Below are 17416 nucleotides of genomic sequence, written 5' to 3' on the forward strand. Positions count from 1 at the left end.
GCGACGCCGGGGCAGCTTCTCCACAACCCGACGACCGGTAGGACCGGATGTCGGTGGCGATCCCTAACGTCGAATGAGCACCTCGACCTCACGACGCCCCAGGAGGCACACAGCATGGCTGCAGACCGCGAAAAGGCACTCGACGCCGCCCTCGCCAACATCGAGCGCCAGTTCGGCAAGGGATCGGTGATGCGGCTGGGCGAGGAGTCCCGCGCCGCGCTCGAGGTGATCCCCACCGGGGCGATCTCGCTCGACATCGCCCTCGGCATCGGCGGCTTCCCCCGCGGGCGCGTCGTCGAGATCTACGGGCCGGAGTCCTCCGGCAAGACGACGGTCGCCCTCCACGCGGTGGCCAACGCGCAGCGGGCCGGCGGCATCGTGGCCTTCATCGACGCCGAGCACGCGCTCGACCCCGACTACGCCAAGGCCCTCGGCGTCGACACCGACGCGCTGCTCGTCTCCCAGCCCGACTCCGGTGAGCAGGCCCTCGAGATCGCCGACATGCTGATCCGCTCGGGCGCGCTCGACCTGATCGTCATCGACTCGGTGGCCGCGCTGGTGCCCCGGGCCGAGATCGAGGGCGAGATGGGCGACAGCCACGTCGGCCTCCAGGCGCGGCTGATGAGCCAGGCCCTCCGCAAGATGACCGGTGCCCTCAACAACTCCGGCACCACGATGATCTTCATCAACCAGCTGCGGGAGAAGATCGGCGTCATGTTCGGCTCGCCCGAGACGACCTCGGGTGGCCGGGCGCTGAAGTTCTACTCCTCGGTCCGCCTCGACGTGCGTCGCATCGAGACCCTCAAGGACGGCACCGACATGGTCGGCAACCGCACCCGGGTCAAGGTCGTGAAGAACAAGGTGGCCCCGCCGTTCAAGCAGGCCGAGTTCGACATCATGTACGGCCGCGGCATCAGCCGCGAGGGCGGCCTGATCGACGTCGGCGTCGAGGCGGGGATCGTCCGCAAGGCCGGTGCCTGGTACACCTACGAGGGCGACCAGCTCGGTCAGGGCAAGGAGAACTCCCGCGGCTTCCTCCGCGACAACCCCGACCTCGCCAACGAGATCGAGAAGAAGATCCTCGAGAAGCTCGGCGTCGGCCCGGCAGTGACCGACGAGGCGCCGGCCGCGCCGGTCGGCGTCGACGACTTCTGAGCCTCGACGGTGGGGTGGAGACCTGACCGGGGGGTGAGCAGGTTGCGCAGCAACCCTCGCGACCGGTGGTTGAGGAGGTTGCGCAGCAACCGTCTCGAAACCCCGGTCGGCTCGGAAGCACCGCGATGACGTCCCGACAGGCGCCCGGGTCGACCTCGGGGTCGACCGACGCCTGGACGGGCGGCGTCGAGACGGGGGTGCGGGCCTGGGTGGGAGAGGACCACCCGGCTGCACCTCCGCCCGACCTGACGCCCGACCTGCCGCCCGACCCGGTCGCGCAGGGCCCCGACGCCGACCCCGAGGCGGTCGCCCGCAAGATCCTGCTCGACCAGCTGACCGGCCGCGCCCGGTCCCGCCACGAGCTCAGCGACAAGCTGGCCTCCAAGGGGGTGCCGGCCGAGATCGCCACCCGGCTGCTCGACCGGTTCGAGGAGGTCGGGCTGGTCGACGACGAGGCGCTCGCCCGGCTGTGGGTGAGCCAGCGCCAGTCGGCGGCCGGCGGCAAGGGGCTCGCGCCGCGCGCGCTTGCCCAGGAGCTGCGCCGCAAGGGCGTCGACGACGAGACCGCCCGCGCGGTGCTCGACGAGGTCGACCCCGCCGACGAGGAGGCCGCGGCGCGCGAGCTCGTGAAGCGCAAGCTCCGCAGCCTCGCCCGCGTCGACGACCAGACGGCCACCCGCCGGCTGGTCGGCATGCTGGCCCGCAAGGGCTACTCGTCCGGTCTCGCGTTCGCGGTGGTCCGCGACGAGCTCGCCGCCGCCGGCCGCGACGAGCCCCAGGAGCCGCACTCGATCTGACGACAGCGCCACAATGAGCGCGTGCCTGCCGAGGGTCCGGTCCGTCTCGTGGTGCTCGACCGCGGCCGCGAGCTGAGCGGCGTCGTCCACGAGGGCGAGTCGTGGGCGGTCGCGGCGCGGCGTACGTGCGCGAGCCTGCACGCAGACCCCGAGCCGGTCGACCTCTCGGGCGAGGTGAAGCGGTTCGTCGTCGACCACGACACCCGCATCGCGATCCGGGCGATGACCCGCGGCGACCTGCCCGACGTGGTCCGGTGGCGGGCGGCCGAGCACGTGCGGCCGTGGTTCACCGACACCGAGCCCACGATGGAGGCGCTCGAGGCCAAGTACGGCGACCGCATCGACGGCATGAGCCCGACCCGGATGTGGGTGGTCGAGGTCAACGGGCGGTCCGTCGGGTTCGTGCAGGACTACCGCATCGGCGACTACCCCGACTACGCCGTGCTCGGCCCGGACCCCGACGCCATCGGCATCGACTACCTGATCGGCGAGCCGGCGTGGGTCGGCCACGGCCTCGGCGCCCGGATGCTGTGGGCGTGGATGAGCAGGGCCTGCACCCGGTTCGACACCGCACGCACGTTCTGCGCGGCGCCCGACCACCGCAACGGCGCCAGCAGGCGGATCCTCCTCAAGGCCGGGTTCGTCGAGGGGGTGTGGTTCGACGAGCCCCAGGACGACGGCCGCGTGACGACGATGGTCGGGCACACGCTCGACGTTGCCCGGGTCATCGGTGCCGGTCATCGGCCCAGGGTCATAGGTTGAGCACCGTGAGCATCACGTTGAGCGCCGCCGACCTGCGGCTGCCGCCCGGTCCGGTCGACCTGTCCGCCATCGACAGCGGCGCGACGCCGGGCGTCGACGCCGACAAGAAGGCGGGCAAGGAGGCGCTGGCGGCGCTCGGCGACGAGCTGTCCGAGCTGCAGGAGAGGCTCTGGGCCGAGGGCGCTGCCGACGTCGGGCACGGGCGGGCGGTGCTGCTCGTGCTCCAGGGCATGGACACCTCCGGCAAGGGCGGCACCCTGCGCCACACGGTCGGCCTGGTCGACCCGCAGGGGCTGCGGATCAGCTCGTTCAAGAAGCCCACCGAGGAGGAGCTCAAGCACGACTTCCTCTGGCGGATCCGCAAGGCGCTGCCCCCCAAGGGCTTCATCGGGGTCTTCGACCGCAGTCACTACGAGGACGTGCTCATCGGGCGGGTCCACCAGCTCGCGCCGGCCGACGAGATCGAGCGCCGCTACGACGCGATCAACGCCTTCGAGGCCGAGGTGGCCGGCGCCGGCATCACGCTGGTCAAGTGCATGCTGCACATCTCCGCCGAGACGCAGAAGGAGCGGCTGCTCGCGCGGCTCGACGACCCGACCAAGCACTGGAAGTTCAACCCGAACGACATCGACGAGCGCGGCCACTGGCCGGCGTACCGCGAGGCCTACGAGATCGCGCTCGAGCGCACCAACACCGAGGTCGCGCCGTGGTACGTCGTGCCGAGCGACCGCAAGTGGTACCGCAACCTCGCCATCGGCCACCTGCTCCACGAGACCCTGTCCCACATGAATCCGCAGTGGCCGGCTGCCGACTTCGACGTCGACGAGCAGAAGCGGCGGCTGGTCGAGGAGGTCCCGGTCGCGTGACCTCGACCGGACTCCCCGTCGTCGGGGTCACCCGCTACGTCACGCCGCTGCGCGAGGGCGGCAGCCTGCCCGGCATCGTCGAGGCCGACGACCTCGGCACCTACGTCTGCAAGTTCCGCGGCGCCGGCCAGGGGATGCGGGTGCTGGTGGCCGAGGTGATCGTGGCCGGGCTCGCCGAGCGGCTCGGCCTGCGCACGCCCCGGCTCGTCGCCCTCGACCTCGACCCGGCGATCGCGCGCTACGAGGCCGACGAGGAGGTGCAGGACCTGCTCAACGCCAGCGCCGGCCTCAACCTCGGCACGGACTTCCTGCCCGGCTCGTTCGGCTTCGACGGCCACGTGCCGGGGGGCAGCACCGACGCCGTCCGGGTGCTCTGGCTGGACGCGTTCGTCGCGAACGTCGACCGCTCCTGGCGCAACCCCAACCTGCTGCTGTGGCACGGCAACCTGTGGGTGATCGACCACGGCGCGGCGCTCTACTTCCACCACGGCTGGGGCGGGGGAGTGACCGACCCCGGCCGGTTCGCCGCTCAGCCGTGGAGCGCCGACGACCACATCTTCCGCGACCACGCCGCTGAGCTGCCGAGCGTCGACGTCGAGTTGCGGAACCTGCTCGACAGTCGAGTCTTCTCCGAGCTCCTGTCCCAGGTCCCCGACGAGTGGCTCGAGCCGGTGCCCGGAGCGGACGACCCGGCCGCCGTGCGAGCGGCGTACGTCGACTTCCTCACCGCGCGCCTCGGCACCCGCCAGTGGCTCCCGCAGGCGGCGGCATGACCACCCCACGAGAAGCATGACCGACGCCAGGCTCGCCTACGAGTACGTCGTCCTGCGCTGCGTGCCGCGGGTCGACCGCGAGGAGTTCGTCAACGTCGGGGTGGTGCTGCACTGCCAGATGGCCGACTTCCTCGACCTCGCCTGGCACGTCGACCGCGACCGCCTGCTCGCGCTCGACCCGCGCATCGACGTCGACCAGGTCTGCGAGTCGCTGGCCTTCGTCGAGGCCGTCTGCGCCGGCCACCCGACCGCCGGTGCCCCCGCCGCCGAGCCGCTGACCCAGCGCTTCGGCTTCCTCAAGGCCCCTCGCTCGACGGTCCTCCAGCCCGGCCCCGTCCACGGCGGCGTCACCTCCGACCCCGCCCGCCAGCTCGAACGCCTCCGCGAGCAGCTGGTGGGTTAGACGTCGACCCGGCGCGAACTTCGCGCCGGGTCGACGACACCCAGGGTGCGCACGGTTGACCCGGCGCGAAGTTCGCGCCGGGTCGACGGTCAGACGGGGACCAGCTCGACGGCGCCCACGGCGTAGCGGGCCAGGACGGCGCGGGCCAGGTGGGGGTGCGCGCCGAGGGGCTCGGAGACGGCGATGGCGCCGGCCTCGAGGGCGAGCTCGGCGGCCCGGTCGGGCAGGAAGCCAGGCGCCAGGAACAGCGAGGCGACCGCGATGTGGCGGCGGCCCTCGGCCCGGAACGCGCGGACGGCCTCACCGGTGGCGGGCGGCGCGCTCGAGGCGTACGCCGCGGTGACCGGGAGCTTGTGGTGGGTGCCCCACAGCCGGCCGAGGCGGGCGACCGCCTGGTTGGCCAGCGGGTCGCTCGAGCCCGCGGCGGCCAGCACCAGCGCGTCGAGCTCGCGGCACCGGACGGCGGCGAGGGCCTCGCGCAGGCGCTCGTCGAGCACCTCGAGGAACGACGACTCGAGCCCGAGGATCGCCGAGGCCTGGATGCGCACGTGCGGGTGGGCCGCGGACGCCTCCGCGACGGCGGAGGGCACGTCGACCTTGGCGTGGTAGGCCTCCGTCAGGAGCAGCGGCACGACGACGATCTCGTCGTGGCCGGCCTTCACCAGCCGGGCGACGACCGTGTGGAAGTCCGGCTTGGAGAGCTCGAGGAACGCGGCCTCGACCTTGAGGTCCGGCCGCATCGCGCGGACCTCGCTGACGAGCGCCTTGATCGTGGCGGCGGAACGGCGGTCCCGGCTTCCGTGCGCCAGGGCCACCAGGGCAGGAGCGGCCATCTCAGGGCCTCCCTTCATTCGGGTTGAGCGTCCGGGTCGGGTCCACAGGTGACTGGTTCACGAGTGGATCCCGCACTCGGTCTTGTTGGTGCCGGCCCACCGGCCGCTGCGGGCGTCCTCGCCCGGAGCGACACGGCGGGTGCACGGAGCGCAGCCAATGGACGGGTAGCCGTCGTAGACCAACGGGTTGACGAGCACCCCGTTCTCGGCGATGTAGCGCTCCACCTGCTCGTCGCTCCATCGCGCGAGCGGGGAGACCTTGACCTTGCCCTTCTTGGCGTCCCAGCCGATCACCGGCGCGATGACGCGGTTGTGCGTCTCGGCGCGGCGCAGGCCGGTGGCCCAGGCGTCGTACGACGCCAGCGCGTCGGTCAGCGGCTTGACCTTGCGCAGCGCGCAGCACAGGTCGGGGTCGGTCTTGTAGAGGTCCTTGCCGTACGCCGCGTCCTGCTCGGCCGGGCTCTGCACCGGCGTGATCGTGAGCAGGTTGACGTCGAGGGTCGAGGCGACCGCGTCACGGGTGCCGATCGTCTCGATGAAGTGGTAGCCGGTGTCGAGGAAGACCACGTCGATCCCGGGCACGACCTTCGACGCCACGTCGGCGAGCACCGCGTCACCCATCGACGACGTCACGCAGAACCGCTCGCCGAAGGTGGCCGCGGCCCACTCGATGATCGTCTCGGCGGGGGCCAGCTCGAGCTCGGCGCCCCAGTGCGAGACCAGCTCGCGCAGCTCCTCGGGCGACCGGTCGGAGGTCTCGATGCCGCGCGACGCCCGAGCGGTGTTGGTGGTCGCGGCGGTCACGAGGACGCACCCTCCGGCGTCGGAGCGCCCTTCGAGGCTCGCTGCGCTCGCACCTCAGTGCCAGCCGGCCGGACCAGGCCGAGCATCTTCAGCGAGAAGACCCGCAGGCAGCCGCGGCACTCCCACGAGCCGTGCGCCTCGTCGTGCGGCCAGAGGTCCTGGTCGCCGCAGTAGGGGCACTGCTGGGGGAACGCGCGCTCAGTCATTTCCGGGGACCTCGCGGAAGCGGTCGGTCTCCGCGCGGAGCGCCTCCTCCGGGCGCTTTCGTGGGGTGGGGCCGCTCATGCGGGGGTCGCTTCAAGAGTGCGCTCGCCGCGCAGCAGCTCCTCGTCGGCGCGCGCGGCCCAGGACGCGAACGACTCACCGGGCTCGCGGTCGGCGAGGAAGTTCGTGACCACGACGGTGACGTAGTCGTCGAGGCCCTCGCTGGTCACCTTGTGCGCGCGCAGCTTGCGGCCGAAGTTCGCCTGCAGCCCGGTGGCGCCGCCGAGGTGCACCTGGAAGCCGCCGACCTGCTCGCCCTCGTGCATGACCAGCTGACCCTTGAGGCCGATGTCGGCGACCTGGGTGCGGGCGCACGCGTTGGGGCAGCCGTTGACGTTGACCGTGATCGGCACGTCGAGGTCGGGGAAGCGGCGCTCCAGCTCCTCGACGAGGTCGCGCGCCCGCGCCTTCGTCTCGACGATCGCGAGCTTGCAGAACTCGATGCCGGTGCACGCCATCGTGTTCTGCCGCCAGCTCGACGGGCGGGCGGGCAGCCCGAGCGCGTCGACGGCCGCGACGACGGCGTCGACCCGTTCGGGAGCGACGCCGATCAGGACGATCTTCTGGTACGGCGTGAGCCGGGCGCCCGCGACGCCGTGCTGCTCCATCACGTCGGCGAGCGCGACCAGCTTGGTGCCGGAGATGCGGCCGGCGACCGGCGCGAGGCCGACGTAGAAGTTGCCGTCCTTCTGCTCGTGGACGCCGACGTGGTCGCGGTGACCGGTGGGGGCGGGCGGCGACTCGCAGCTGACGAGCTCGCGGCCGAGGTACTCCTTCTCGAGCACCTCGCGGAACTTCGCCACCCCCCAGTCGGCGACCAGGAACTTCAGCCGCGCCCGCGAGCGCAGCCGCCGGTATCCGTAGTCACGGAAGATCGACGTCACACCCTCCCAGATGTCGGGCACCTCGTCGAGCGGCACCCACACGCCGAGCTTCTGGGCGAGCATCGGGTTGGTCGACAGGCCGCCGCCGACCCACACGTCGAAGCCCGGACCGTGCACGGGGTGCACCGTGCCGACGAACGCGATGTCGTTGATCTCCGGCGCCACGTCATGGCTCGGGTGGCCGGTCAGGGCGGTCTTGTACTTGCGCGGGAGGTTGGAGTACGCCGGGTTGTCCAGCGCACGGCGCCGGATCTCCTCCAGCGCCGAGGAGCCGTCGATGATCTCGTCCTTCGCGACGCCGGCGACGGGAGAGCCGAGGAACGGTCGCGGCCCGTCGCCGCACGCTTCCAGGCTGTCGAGCCCGGCGGCGTCGAGGCGCTCCCAGATCGCGGGGACGTCCTCGATCCGGATCCAGTGGAACTGGATGTTCTCCCGGTCGGTGACGTCGGCGGTGTCGCGGGCGTACTCCTGCGCGATCTCGCCCAGCGCCCGCACCGTCGTGGCCGGCAGCAGCCGCCCGTCGGAGCGGACCCGCATCATGAAGAACTCGTCGTCGAGCTCCTCCTCCTCGAGCATCGCCGTCTTGCCGCCGTCGAAGCCCGGCGCGCGCTGGGTGTAGAGCCCCATCCAGCGGAACCGCCCGCGCAGGTCGGCCGGGTCGATCGAGGCGAAGCCGCGCTTGCTGTAGATGTGCAGGATGCGGTCGCGGACGTGGAGTGGGTCGTCGTCCTTCTTGGACTGCTCGTTCTTGTTCAGCGGCTCGGTGTAGCCGAGCGCCCACTGGCCCTCACCGCGCTTGGGGCGCGGGATCTCGGTGTGCTGGGCCCTCTTGGCGCTCCAGCGCTGATCGGAAGGGGCAAGATCTGACATGCGGTGGGTGGTCCTTCGCTGGGAGGAGGGGCCGCACTCGACGATGAGTGCGAGCGGCCTGCTCGACGGGTGCTGGCGGACTTCAGCGGGACCGACAGATCGAGCTGCGCGTGCGCATGAAGTCCACGTGGCGTCGGACCACGAGGTGCGCGTGCGTCGCAGCACTGATCATGTGGACCAGTCTCAGACCGTGGACGCGCCGTCCACAAACACGAATCTCGTGATGCGAGACGCTCGTCCGGGATGTGGACAGCATGACCTGATCGGGCCATGGTCCACCGCGTGGCGTGGCTGTGAGTGTGGCGCAGGACACCCTGGACGCTCGGAGGTTCACCCATGTCCCGCTCGCTCACACCTGGCCTGGCTCGCGACCTGCGCACGACGGCCATCGCAGTCTTCGCCACGCTCCTGCTCACCGCGACGCCCAGCATCGCTGCCAAGGTCAAGAACGCCGACCGCGTCGACGGCAAGCATGCGGTGGCCGCCAAGGCGAGCCCGGCCAAGCGAGCCGGCAAGCTCGTGGCCACCGACCGGTCCGGCCACCTGCCCGGAGACATCATCGTCAAGGCACCGGACGCCGACCGGCTCGACGGACAGGACTCCTCGGCGTTCCGGCCACGCACGGCAGGGGCGGGCGAAGTCATGACCGGTGTCTTCGCCCTGGTGACGACCCACGCGGCCACGTCCCCCGAGGGCACGGCGGCGAACTTCCCGGCTGCGCTCTCGACCGCCCTGCCCGCCTCCCGAACGACGGTCGTGCCGCCCGGAGGCTCCACAGTGCAGTGTCCGGGAGCCGGCCAGGTCACGCCCAACGGCTGGCTGTGCATCTACCAGGCGAACGCCTTCAAGGTCTCCGGCATGAACGTCTTCGACCCGGCCACCACGTTCCCCGGAGTCAACCGCGACGGCTTCGAGCTCCAGTTCATGTGCGACTCCGGGACGTGCATCCTCGAGGGGACCTACGCCGTACGCGCGCCGAGCTGATCGGCTCTAGGGTTGGGCCATGGCCGACCAGAACCTCGACGCGCTGACCAGCTCCGCCTACCAGCAGGCCCTCGAGGTGATCGCCTCGGTCGAGCCGCGGATCGCCGAGGCGACCCGCCAGGAGCTGACCGACCAGCGCGGCTCGCTCAAGCTCATCGCGAGCGAGAACTACGCCTCGCCCGCCGTGCTGCTGACGATGGGCACCTGGTTCAGCGACAAGTACGCCGAGGGCACCATCGGCCACCGGTTCTACGCCGGCTGCCAGAACGTCGACACGGTCGAGGCGCTCGCCGCCGAGCACGCCCGCGAGCTGTTCGGCGCGCCGTACGCCTATGCGCAGCCGCACTCCGGCATCGACGCCAACCTGGTGGCGTTCTGGTCGATCCTCGCGCACCGCGTCGAGGGCCCGTGGCTGCAGAACCACGACGCCAAGAACGTCAACGACCTCACCGACGAGGACTGGGAGTCGCTGCGCCACGAACTCGGCAACCAGCGGCTGCTCGGCATGAGCCTCGACTCCGGCGGCCACCTGACCCACGGCTTCCGGCCCAACATCAGCGGCAAGATGTTCCACCAGCAGCAGTACGGCACCGACCCGGAGACCGGGCTGCTCGACTACGACGTGGTCGCCGAGAAGGCGCGCGAGTTCAAGCCGCTGGTGATCGTGGCGGGCTACTCGGCCTACCCGCGGCGCGTGAACTTCGCCACGATGCGCGAGATCGCCGACGAGGTCGGCGCGACGCTGATGGTCGACATGGCGCACTTCGCCGGACTCGTCGCCGGCAAGGTGTTCACCGGCGACGAGGACCCCGTGCCGCACGCCCACATCACGACGACCACCACGCACAAGTCGCTGCGCGGCCCGCGCGGCGGGCTGGTGCTGGCGACCGAGGAGTACGCGCCGTCGGTCGACCGCGGCTGCCCGATGGTCCTCGGCGGCCCGCTCTCGCACATCATGGCCGCGAAGGCGGTCGCGCTCGCCGAGGCCCGGCAGGAGTCGTTCCGCGGCTACGCGCAGGACGTCGCCGACAACGCCAAGTCGCTCGCCGAGGGGTTCCTCAACCGCGGCGCGGAGCTCGTGACCGGCGGCACCGACAACCACATCGTGCTGCTCGACGTGTCGTCGTTCGGCCTGACCGGCCGGCAGGCCGAGTCCGCGCTGCTCGACGCCGGGGTGGTCACCAACCGCAACTCGGTGCCGGCCGACCCGAACGGCGCGTGGTACACCTCCGGCATCCGGCTCGGCACGCCCGCGCTCACCACCCGCGGCTTCGGGCATGACGAGTTCGACACCGTCGCCGAGCTGATCGTGCACGTCCTCGACAACACTCAGCCCGGCACCACCAAGGACGGCAAGCCCTCGAAGGCGTCGTACGTGCTCGCCGACGGCATCGCCGACAAGGTCAAGGACGCCTCCGCCGAGATGCTCCACAAGCACCCGCTCTACCCAGGTCTCGACCTGGGCTGAGGGCGGTGGCGGGGTAGTCCGTGACGTTTGGGCCCCTGTTCCGGGGCCCCCGCGTCACGGACTACCCCGCACGGCGGCTGGTCGGCGTCCGCGAAAGTAGTGGAAGATTCATCCAATCCACCTCGCATCGAGCGCCGAACCCTCTCTGCAAGCACACCCACGGAGAGGGAGATCCCATGAAGCACCGCATCGCTGCCGCCGTCGTCGCCGCCCTGGCCGCCTCGACCGCGGCCCTCGGGACGGTCGCGCCCGCGCAGGCCGCCCAGCCGCCGGCCGGCAAGGCCGGCACCAAGAGCCTGGCCGCGGTCCTGGCCGCCGACGGCACCAGGCTCGACCGGAACTGGAAGGACTTCGACATCACCGAGGCGGCCGTCCTCGCCGTGCTCGGCGCCAAGCCGGACAGCGCGGTCGGCCTGCTCACCCAGGGCGGCAAGCGCGCGACGGCGTTCGTCCCGACCGACGCCGCCTTCCGCTCGCTGGTGCGCGACCTCACGGGCACGGCCCCGAAGACCGAGGCCGCGACGTTCGAGGCCGTCGCGTCGCTGGGCATCGACACGGTCGAGACGGTCCTGCTCTACCACGTGGTCGCGGGCCGCACGCTGACCTCGGGCAAGGTCGTCGCCGCGGAGGGCACCAAGCTCACGACGGCCCAGGGCGGCAAGATCAAGGTGCACGTCCTCAAGGGCAAGGTCACGCTGATCGACCGCGACAAGGACGACCGCAACGCGGTGGTGCGGGTCGTGGACATCAACCGGGGCAACAAGCAGGTCGCGCACGCCATCGACCGGGTTCTGCGCCCCGTCGACCTCTGAGCCCGGAGTCGCCGTCGGCGGCGGGCGGGGCCGAGTGCGGCCCCGCCCGTCGCGCTGCGTGTCCCGACGATCGACAGTCTCGACAGTGACCGTGCCGCTGTCGTCGTTCGCGGGGTACCGAGCGGTCGCTCGCAGACGGTGACTCGGCACAGGAGGCAGCATGAGCACGACAGCCACGGACGGCGCGGACACCCGCAGGGACCGCACCCACTTCCTCTACCTCGCGGTGATCGTGGCGGTGGCGCTCGGCGTGGCGGTGGGGCTGCTGTTCCCCGACTTCGCCAAGGAGCTGAAGCCCCTCGGCACCGGCTTCGTCTCGCTGATCACGATGATGATCCAGCCGGTCATCTTCTGCACGATCGTCATCGGCGTCGGGTCGGTGGCCAGTGCCGCGCGGGTGGGCAAGGTCGGTGGGCTCGCGCTGGGCTACTTCCTGGTGATGTCGACCGTCGCGCTCGCGATCGGCCTGGTCGTCGGCAACCTCATCAAGCCCGGTGAGGGCCTGCACGTCGACGACGCGGCCAAGAGCGCCGGTCAGGCGGCCGCGGCCGAGGGTCACGGGAGCACGACCGAGTTCCTCCTCGGCATCATCCCCGACTCGCTCTTCTCGGCGCTCACCAGCGGCGAGGTGCTGCAGACCCTGCTGGTCGCGCTGCTGATCGGCTTCGCGCTGCAGCGGATGGGCGAGACCGGCAAGCCCGTCCTGCGCGTCATCGAGGTGCTCCAGCGCCTGGTGTTCCGGGTGCTCGCGATGATCATGTGGGCCGCGCCGATCGGCGCGTTCGGCGCCATGGCCGCGGTGGTCGGCGAGACCGGCCTCGAGGCGCTCAAGAGCCTGGCGATCCTGATGCTGGCCTTCTACCTGACCTGCGTGATCTTCGTCTTCGTCGTGCTCGGCGCCATCCTCAAGCTGGTCACCGGCGTCAACCTGCTCTCGCTGCTGCGCTACCTCGGTCGCGAGTTCCTGCTCATCCTGTCGACGTCGTCGTCGGAGACCGCCCTGCCGCGGCTGATCGCCAAGATGGAGCACGCCGGGGTCGAGCGGACGACGGTCGGCGTCGTGGTGCCGACCGGCTACTCGTTCAACCTCGACGGCACGGCGATCTACCTGACCATGGCGTCGCTGTTCATCGCCGAGGCGCTCGGCGACCCGCTGTCGATCGGGGAGCAGATCTCGCTGCTGGTCTTCATGGTCATCGCGTCGAAGGGCGCCGCCGGCGTGACGGGCGCCGGCCTGGCGACGCTGGCGGCCGGCCTCAACTCGCACCGCCCCGAGCTCGTCGACGGCGTCGGAATCATCGTCGGGATCGACCGGTTCATGTCCGAGGCCCGCGCGCTGACCAACTTCGCCGGCAACTCCGTGGCCACCGTCCTGGTCGGGCACTGGACCGACGGGCTCGACCGCGAGCGCCTCGACCAGGTCCTGGCGGGTGACCTGCCGTTCGACGAGACCGACTACATCGACGACGAGCGGGAGCCGGCCCGGGTCGAGGTCGCCTCGAGCAGCTCGAGGGCGTAGCGGGCGATCGCCGCTCGGTCGGCCGCGACCTGCTTCGTGCGGTCGTCGACCGGACCCTCGAACAGGTCGAAGGGAATCGTCGAGAGTCCGGTCATCACCAGCAGGCAGAGCGCGTGGCCGCGCCGGACCTGGTGCTCGGGGATCTCGCAGCCCTCGGCGCGCAACCCGGCGACGTACGCCGCCAGGCTCGCCTCGTCGAGCTCGGCGAGGTTGCCGGCGCGGCGCTTGCCGATCTGGACGTCGCCGACCAGCAGCTGGGTCAGGTCGAACCCCACCGGTGCCGCGCCCCAGAACCCGAAGTCGATCATCACCAGCTCGTCGTCGCGCTCGCCGGCGAGCAGGTTGTTGGGGCAGGCGTCGCCGTGGCTCAGCAGCCGGGGGAGCGCGTCGCCCTCGGCGGCCAGCGCCGTGACGTCGGCGACCACGGCCCGCAGCCGGTCGCGCAGGTCCGCGTCGAACCCGGCGCACAGCGGGTGCTGCCAGACCTCGTCGCTCATCAGGATCGGCGCCACCTGCACCGTCACCCGGCCGGTCACGTAGGTCTCGAGCGACCACTCGACGTCGCGGAGGCCCGCGAGCGGAGCCAGGTCCGGGCTGCCCGCGAGCCGGCCGAGCAGGTACGCCGCGCGCTCGTACCGCGCCCGGTCCCACGTGGCCGGCCGCACCGGCACCTCCTCGAGCCAGATCGCCGACGACGTGGCGTCGAGGTCGAAGACGCCCAGCGTCCGTGGGGCGCTCAGCCCCTCGGGCAGGCGGCTCGCGAGGTCGGACCGGTAGACCTCCGCCTCGGTCTTCCACGGCACGCCCGAGGCCGCCAGCTCTCGGAACTCCTCGGGGACGGACGCGAAGAACGGGTGGCGTTCCCACGACTGCACCTGCTTGACGAACATCCGGAACTGCGACCGCTCGCCCCGCACCGCCGCCTCGCCGCTCACCCACCAGCGCCCGCCGGTCGTGATCGCCGGCAGGTCGTAGTCGACCGGCTCCACCCGCGTGTCGACCAGCTCGACGTCGCTCGCGTCCTCGTGGAGGAGGTCGGCGACCATCGCCGTCAGCTCGGCGTCGCTGACGTCGGCAGCGCCGAGCGGCTCGCGTGAGGTCATGAGACAGAACGTAAGGTTACCTGTCGAGTCCGTCAAGCCGTTACCGGGCGTCGGGCCGGGGGAGCGGTCAGTCAGCAACCTCGCGGACGGGAGTCAAGGGGATCGAGGTTGCCTGCTGACCGCCGCCCTGGGTCGGGGCGGGGGAGCGGTCAGTCAGCAACCGCGCGCGCCGCGATCGTGAGGGATACAGGTTGCCTGCTGACCGCCGCCCTGGGCCGGGCCGGGGGAGCGGTCAGTCAGCAACCGCGCGCGCCGCGATCGTGAGGGATACAGGTTGCCTGCTGACCGCCGCCCTGGGCCGGGCCGGGGGAGCGGTCAGTCAGCAACCGCGCGCGCCGCGATCGTGAGGGATACAGGTTGCCTGCTGACCGCCGCCCTGAGTCGGCCCTGGGGAGCGGTCAGTCAGCAACCTCGCGGCCGCGATCGGGAGCGATACAGGTTGCCTGCTGACCGCTGCCCGGGCGCGACCCGCGAGCCAGCCGACCACTCAGCCAGCAACCCGACGCTCAGATCGTCGGCGTGGTCCGCTCGACGATGCCGCGCAGGTCGCCGCCGGCCAGCGCGCCGAACGTGCCGTCGTACGACGACCCCAGCCGCGACGCGCAGAAGACGTCGGCCACCTCGGGCGGTGAGAACCGCACGACCAGCGAGCCCTGCAGCACCGCGGCCATGCGGCCCGCGAGCCGCCGGGCGCCGACCTCGAGGGCGGCCGGGTCACCCATCAGCTCACCGAGCAGCGCGAGCGTCGAGTCGATCGCGGCGTCGAGCCGCCCGTCCGCGCCCCGCGCGAGACCGACCTCGGTGATCCAGGCGTCGAGGGCCTCAGGCTCGCGGGCCAGCGCTCGCAGCACGTCGAGGGCGTTGACGTTGCCGGAGCCCTCCCAGACCGAGTTGAGCGGCGCCTCGCGGTAGAGGAGCGGCATCAGCGATTCCTCGACGTACCCGTTGCCGCCCAGGCACTCCAGCGCCTCCGCCGTGACCGCGGGCGTCCGCTTGCAGACCCAGAACTTCGCCAGCGGCAGCGCGATCCGCCGCAGCGCGGCCTCGTGCGGGTCGGCGAGGTCGTCGACCGCCGACGCGAGCCGCAGCGCGAGCACGGTCGCGGCCTCGGACTCGACGGCGAGGTCGGCGACGACGTTCTGCATCAGCGGCTTGTCGACCAGCAGCGAGCCGAACGCCGAGCGGTGCGCGACGTGCCACGACGCCTCCGACACCGCGCGCCGCATCAGCCCGGCCGAGCCGAGCACGCAGTCGAGCCGGGTCGCGGCGACCATCTCGATGATCGTGCGCACCCCGCGGCCCTCGTCGCCGAGCCGCAGCGCGACCGTGCCGTCGAACTCGAGCTCGGACGACGCGTTGGACCGGTTGCCGAGCTTGTCCTTGAGGCGGACGACGTCGAGCTGGTTGCGGCTGCCGTCGGGCAGCACCCGCGGCACCACGAAGCACGTCGGGGACGTATGGGGGAGTCCGCCCGGTCCCTGCGCGAGCACGAGGAACACGTCGTTCATCGGCGCGGAGGTGAACCACTTGTGGCCGTGCAGGGTGTAGGTGCCGTCGGCCCGGGGGAGCGCGGTGGTGACGTTGGCGCGGACGTCGGAGCCGCCCTGCTTCTCGGTCATGCCCATGCCGCACAGCGCGCCGAGCTTCTCGCTCACCGGCCGCAGCCCGGGGTCGTACGTCGTGGAGGCCAGCAGCGGCGTCCACTCCTTGGCGAGCGCGTCGTCGACCCGCAGCGCCGGCACCGCGGCGTACGTCATCGAGACGGGGCAGCCGTGGCCGGGCTCGGTGTGCGACCAGGCCAGGAAGCCCGCCGCCCGGCGCAGGTGCGCGTCGGGGTCGCCGTCGGCCTGCCGCTCCCACGGCGTCGCCGCCAGCCCGTGGCCGATCGCCCTCTCCAGCAGCCAGTGCCACGCCGGGTGGAACTCCACCTCGTCGACGCGGTGGCCGTAGCGGTCGTAGGTCCGCAGCTCGGGGTGGTGCGCGTTGGCGAGCCAGCCCTGCTCCCGGGCCTCGGCGGTGCCGGCCTCGGCGCCCAGGGGCAGCAGGCTCTCGAGCACGTCGGCCGAGCCGTGGCGTACGACGCCCTCGCTCAGCGCCAGGTCGGCGGCGACCACGTTGTGGCCGACCAGCGGCGGCACCTGGTTGGCGGCCGCCCGCAAGGCTGCGCGGTCCTCAGTCCCCATGCCTCTACCGTAGAGCCCATGGTGGCGGAGCCCCTGCGGAACTCCGCCTCTGCCGAGGCCGGGCGCGGACCGTGGTGGCGCCGCGTCCTCGACATCGTCTGGCGGCTCGTCGTCACGACCGTGAGCTCGTGCCTGCGCTACCGGGTCACGGGCCTCGCGGCCGAGGCGGCGTTCTTCGCCGTCCTGTCCGTCCCGCCGCTGGTCTTCGGGCTCGCGGGCGGCATCGGCTATGTCACCAACCAGTTCGACCCCAGCCAGGTCGACCAGATGCGCGACGCCGTCCTCGACTTTTCCGGGCGGCTGCTCACCGAGCGTGCCGTCAACAAGGTCATCGAGCCGACCCTCGACGACGTGCTGAAGGGCGGCCGGTTCGACATCATCTCGCTGGGCTTCGTGCTCGCGCTCTGGTCGGGCAGCCGCGCCCTCAACGTCTTCATCGACACCATCACCGTGATGCACGGCCTCGGCGGCCACCGCGGCATCGTCCGTACGCGGGCGCTGGCGTTCGTCCTCTACGTGCTCGCGCTCGTCACCGGCGTCGCGGCGATCCCGCTGATGCTCGCGGGCCCGCGGCTGGTCGACGACGCGCTGCCGGGCCGGTTCGACTTCCTGCTGCACTTCTACTGGCCGGTCGTCGGCGTGATCTGCATCTGCTTCCTCGCGACGCTCTACCACCTCTCGGTGCCGGTGCGGACCCGCTGGCGGTTCAACTTGCCGGGAGCGGTGTTCTCGCTCGTCGCCTGGATCGTCGGCAGCTACCTGCTCCGCTGGATCCTCACCGTCACCGCCGCCGACTCCCGCTCGATCTACGGTCCGCTCGCCGCGCCGATCGCCATCCTGCTCTGGCTCTACCTCGTCGCGATCGCCGTACTGATCGGCGCCGCGGTCAACGCGGCGTTCGACAAGATCTTCGTCGGCGAGCGATAGCGTCAGGCT

At 71.7% G+C, this 17416-nt stretch carries 17 protein-coding genes; 11 read left to right on the plus strand and 6 right to left on the minus strand.

Annotation, left to right across the window (positions count from 1 at the left end; translation table 11 throughout):
• The first annotated feature begins 114 nt into the window (after positions 1 to 114).
• The 6 genes from recA to G514_RS0111660 all read left to right on the plus strand — a co-directional run bounded on the left by recA (position 115) and on the right by G514_RS0111660 (position 4756).
• Positions 115 to 1155 carry a recombinase RecA gene (gene recA, locus G514_RS0111635; RefSeq protein WP_028651882.1) on the plus strand — a complete coding sequence of 347 codons (1041 nt, stop codon included), beginning with the start codon at positions 115 to 117 and terminating at the stop codon, positions 1153 to 1155.
• A 125-nt stretch (positions 1156 to 1280) separates the two neighbouring features.
• Positions 1281 to 1952, plus strand: a complete 672-nt coding sequence (locus G514_RS26385; protein WP_084152059.1) for a regulatory protein RecX — start codon at positions 1281 to 1283, stop codon at positions 1950 to 1952.
• 21 nt (positions 1953 to 1973) lie between these two features.
• Positions 1974 to 2714, plus strand: coding sequence for a GNAT family N-acetyltransferase (locus G514_RS0111645; protein ID WP_028651883.1), 741 nt, complete (start codon positions 1974 to 1976; stop codon positions 2712 to 2714).
• Positions 2715 to 2719: 5 nt separating this feature from the next.
• Complete coding sequence (locus G514_RS0111650; RefSeq protein WP_245582178.1) at positions 2720 to 3580, plus strand: PPK2 family polyphosphate kinase; 861 nt, start codon at positions 2720 to 2722, stop codon at positions 3578 to 3580.
• Complete coding sequence (locus G514_RS0111655) at positions 3577 to 4353, plus strand: HipA family kinase (RefSeq protein WP_028651885.1); 777 nt, start codon at positions 3577 to 3579, stop codon at positions 4351 to 4353. The genes G514_RS0111650 and G514_RS0111655 overlap by 4 nt, the downstream gene beginning before the upstream one ends.
• 16 nt (positions 4354 to 4369) lie before the next feature.
• Entirely contained in the window at positions 4370 to 4756 is a 387-nt protein-coding gene (locus G514_RS0111660) for a DUF3037 domain-containing protein (RefSeq protein ID WP_028651886.1), read from the plus strand.
• An 89-nt stretch (positions 4757 to 4845) separates the two neighbouring features.
• Here G514_RS0111660 and G514_RS0111665 read toward each other — a convergent pair whose 3' ends face one another.
• From G514_RS0111665 to G514_RS0111680, 4 genes are all read right to left on the minus strand, one after another.
• Positions 4846 to 5607, minus strand: coding sequence for a sirohydrochlorin chelatase (locus G514_RS0111665; protein ID WP_342662579.1), 762 nt, complete (start codon positions 5605 to 5607; stop codon positions 4846 to 4848).
• A gap of 39 nt (positions 5608 to 5646) precedes the next feature.
• On the minus strand, positions 5647 to 6393 hold the full coding sequence (locus G514_RS0111670) for a phosphoadenylyl-sulfate reductase (RefSeq protein WP_157544753.1): 747 nt from the start codon (positions 6391 to 6393) through the stop codon (positions 5647 to 5649).
• Positions 6390 to 6599 (minus strand): hypothetical protein, encoded by a 210-nt coding sequence (locus G514_RS0111675; RefSeq protein WP_028651889.1) that lies wholly within the window; start codon positions 6597 to 6599, stop codon positions 6390 to 6392. The genes G514_RS0111670 and G514_RS0111675 overlap by 4 nt, the downstream gene beginning before the upstream one ends.
• Positions 6600 to 6674: 75 nt before the next feature.
• Complete coding sequence (locus G514_RS0111680) at positions 6675 to 8411, minus strand: nitrite/sulfite reductase (RefSeq protein ID WP_028651890.1); 1737 nt, start codon at positions 8409 to 8411, stop codon at positions 6675 to 6677.
• A gap of 336 nt (positions 8412 to 8747) precedes the next feature.
• Here G514_RS0111680 and G514_RS0111685 point away from each other — a divergent pair, with 336 nt between their 5' ends.
• The 4 genes from G514_RS0111685 (at position 8748) to G514_RS26390 (ending at position 13194) form a co-directional block, all read left to right on the plus strand.
• The gene (locus tag G514_RS0111685) at positions 8748 to 9395 is read left to right on the plus strand and encodes a hypothetical protein (protein WP_028651891.1); all 648 of its coding nucleotides are present in this window, start codon (positions 8748 to 8750) and stop codon (positions 9393 to 9395) included.
• A gap of 19 nt (positions 9396 to 9414) precedes the next feature.
• The gene (locus tag G514_RS0111690; RefSeq protein WP_028651892.1) at positions 9415 to 10863 is read left to right on the plus strand and encodes a glycine hydroxymethyltransferase; all 1449 of its coding nucleotides are present in this window, start codon (positions 9415 to 9417) and stop codon (positions 10861 to 10863) included.
• Positions 10864 to 11039: 176 nt separating this feature from the next.
• A complete protein-coding gene (locus G514_RS0111695) occupies positions 11040 to 11675 on the plus strand; it encodes a fasciclin domain-containing protein (RefSeq protein ID WP_028651893.1) in 636 nt (211 codons plus the stop codon).
• Positions 11676 to 11835: 160 nt separating this feature from the next.
• A complete protein-coding gene (locus tag G514_RS26390; protein ID WP_051247381.1) occupies positions 11836 to 13194 on the plus strand; it encodes a cation:dicarboxylate symporter family transporter in 1359 nt (452 codons plus the stop codon).
• Here the strand turns inward: G514_RS26390 and G514_RS0111705 are convergent.
• Positions 13131 to 14297, minus strand: coding sequence for a phosphotransferase (locus G514_RS0111705; protein ID WP_028651894.1), 1167 nt, complete (start codon positions 14295 to 14297; stop codon positions 13131 to 13133). The genes G514_RS26390 and G514_RS0111705 overlap by 64 nt on opposite strands.
• A gap of 506 nt (positions 14298 to 14803) precedes the next feature.
• Positions 14804 to 16480, minus strand: a complete 1677-nt coding sequence (locus tag G514_RS0111710) for an acyl-CoA dehydrogenase family protein (RefSeq protein ID WP_051247382.1) — start codon at positions 16478 to 16480, stop codon at positions 14804 to 14806.
• Positions 16481 to 16498: 18 nt separating this feature from the next.
• On the opposite strand from G514_RS0111710, the gene G514_RS26395 reads away from it, so the two are divergent.
• The gene (locus tag G514_RS26395; protein ID WP_084152060.1) at positions 16499 to 17407 is read left to right on the plus strand and encodes a YihY/virulence factor BrkB family protein; all 909 of its coding nucleotides are present in this window, start codon (positions 16499 to 16501) and stop codon (positions 17405 to 17407) included.
• Positions 17408 to 17416: the final 9 nt, after the last annotated feature.

Source organism: Nocardioides halotolerans DSM 19273, from assembly GCF_000422805.1.
Classification (GTDB): domain Bacteria; phylum Actinomycetota; class Actinomycetes; order Propionibacteriales; family Nocardioidaceae; genus Nocardioides; species Nocardioides halotolerans.

Bases quoted from the DNA above. Each gene is read 5' to 3' on its own strand.
- G514_RS26385 (WP_084152059.1), top strand. From the start codon at position 1,281: ATGACGTCCCGACAGGCGCCCGGGTCGACCTCGGGGTCGACCGACGCC.
- G514_RS0111705 (WP_028651894.1), bottom strand. From the start codon at position 14,297: ATGACCTCACGCGAGCCGCTCGGCGCTGCCGACGTCAGCGACGCCGAG.
- G514_RS0111665 (WP_342662579.1), bottom strand. From the start codon at position 5,607: ATGAAGGGAGGCCCTGAGATGGCCGCTCCTGCCCTGGTGGCCCTGGCG.
- G514_RS0111695 (WP_028651893.1), top strand. From the start codon at position 11,040: ATGAAGCACCGCATCGCTGCCGCCGTCGTCGCCGCCCTGGCCGCCTCG.
- recA (WP_028651882.1), top strand. From the start codon at position 115: ATGGCTGCAGACCGCGAAAAGGCACTCGACGCCGCCCTCGCCAACATC.
- G514_RS0111710 (WP_051247382.1), bottom strand. From the start codon at position 16,480: ATGGGGACTGAGGACCGCGCAGCCTTGCGGGCGGCCGCCAACCAGGTG.
- G514_RS0111675 (WP_028651889.1), bottom strand. From the start codon at position 6,599: ATGACTGAGCGCGCGTTCCCCCAGCAGTGCCCCTACTGCGGCGACCAG.
- G514_RS0111660 (WP_028651886.1), top strand. From the start codon at position 4,370: ATGACCGACGCCAGGCTCGCCTACGAGTACGTCGTCCTGCGCTGCGTG.
- G514_RS26390 (WP_051247381.1), top strand. From the start codon at position 11,836: ATGAGCACGACAGCCACGGACGGCGCGGACACCCGCAGGGACCGCACC.
- G514_RS0111685 (WP_028651891.1), top strand. From the start codon at position 8,748: ATGTCCCGCTCGCTCACACCTGGCCTGGCTCGCGACCTGCGCACGACG.
- G514_RS26395 (WP_084152060.1), top strand. From the start codon at position 16,499: ATGGTGGCGGAGCCCCTGCGGAACTCCGCCTCTGCCGAGGCCGGGCGC.
- G514_RS0111690 (WP_028651892.1), top strand. From the start codon at position 9,415: ATGGCCGACCAGAACCTCGACGCGCTGACCAGCTCCGCCTACCAGCAG.
- G514_RS0111680 (WP_028651890.1), bottom strand. From the start codon at position 8,411: ATGTCAGATCTTGCCCCTTCCGATCAGCGCTGGAGCGCCAAGAGGGCC.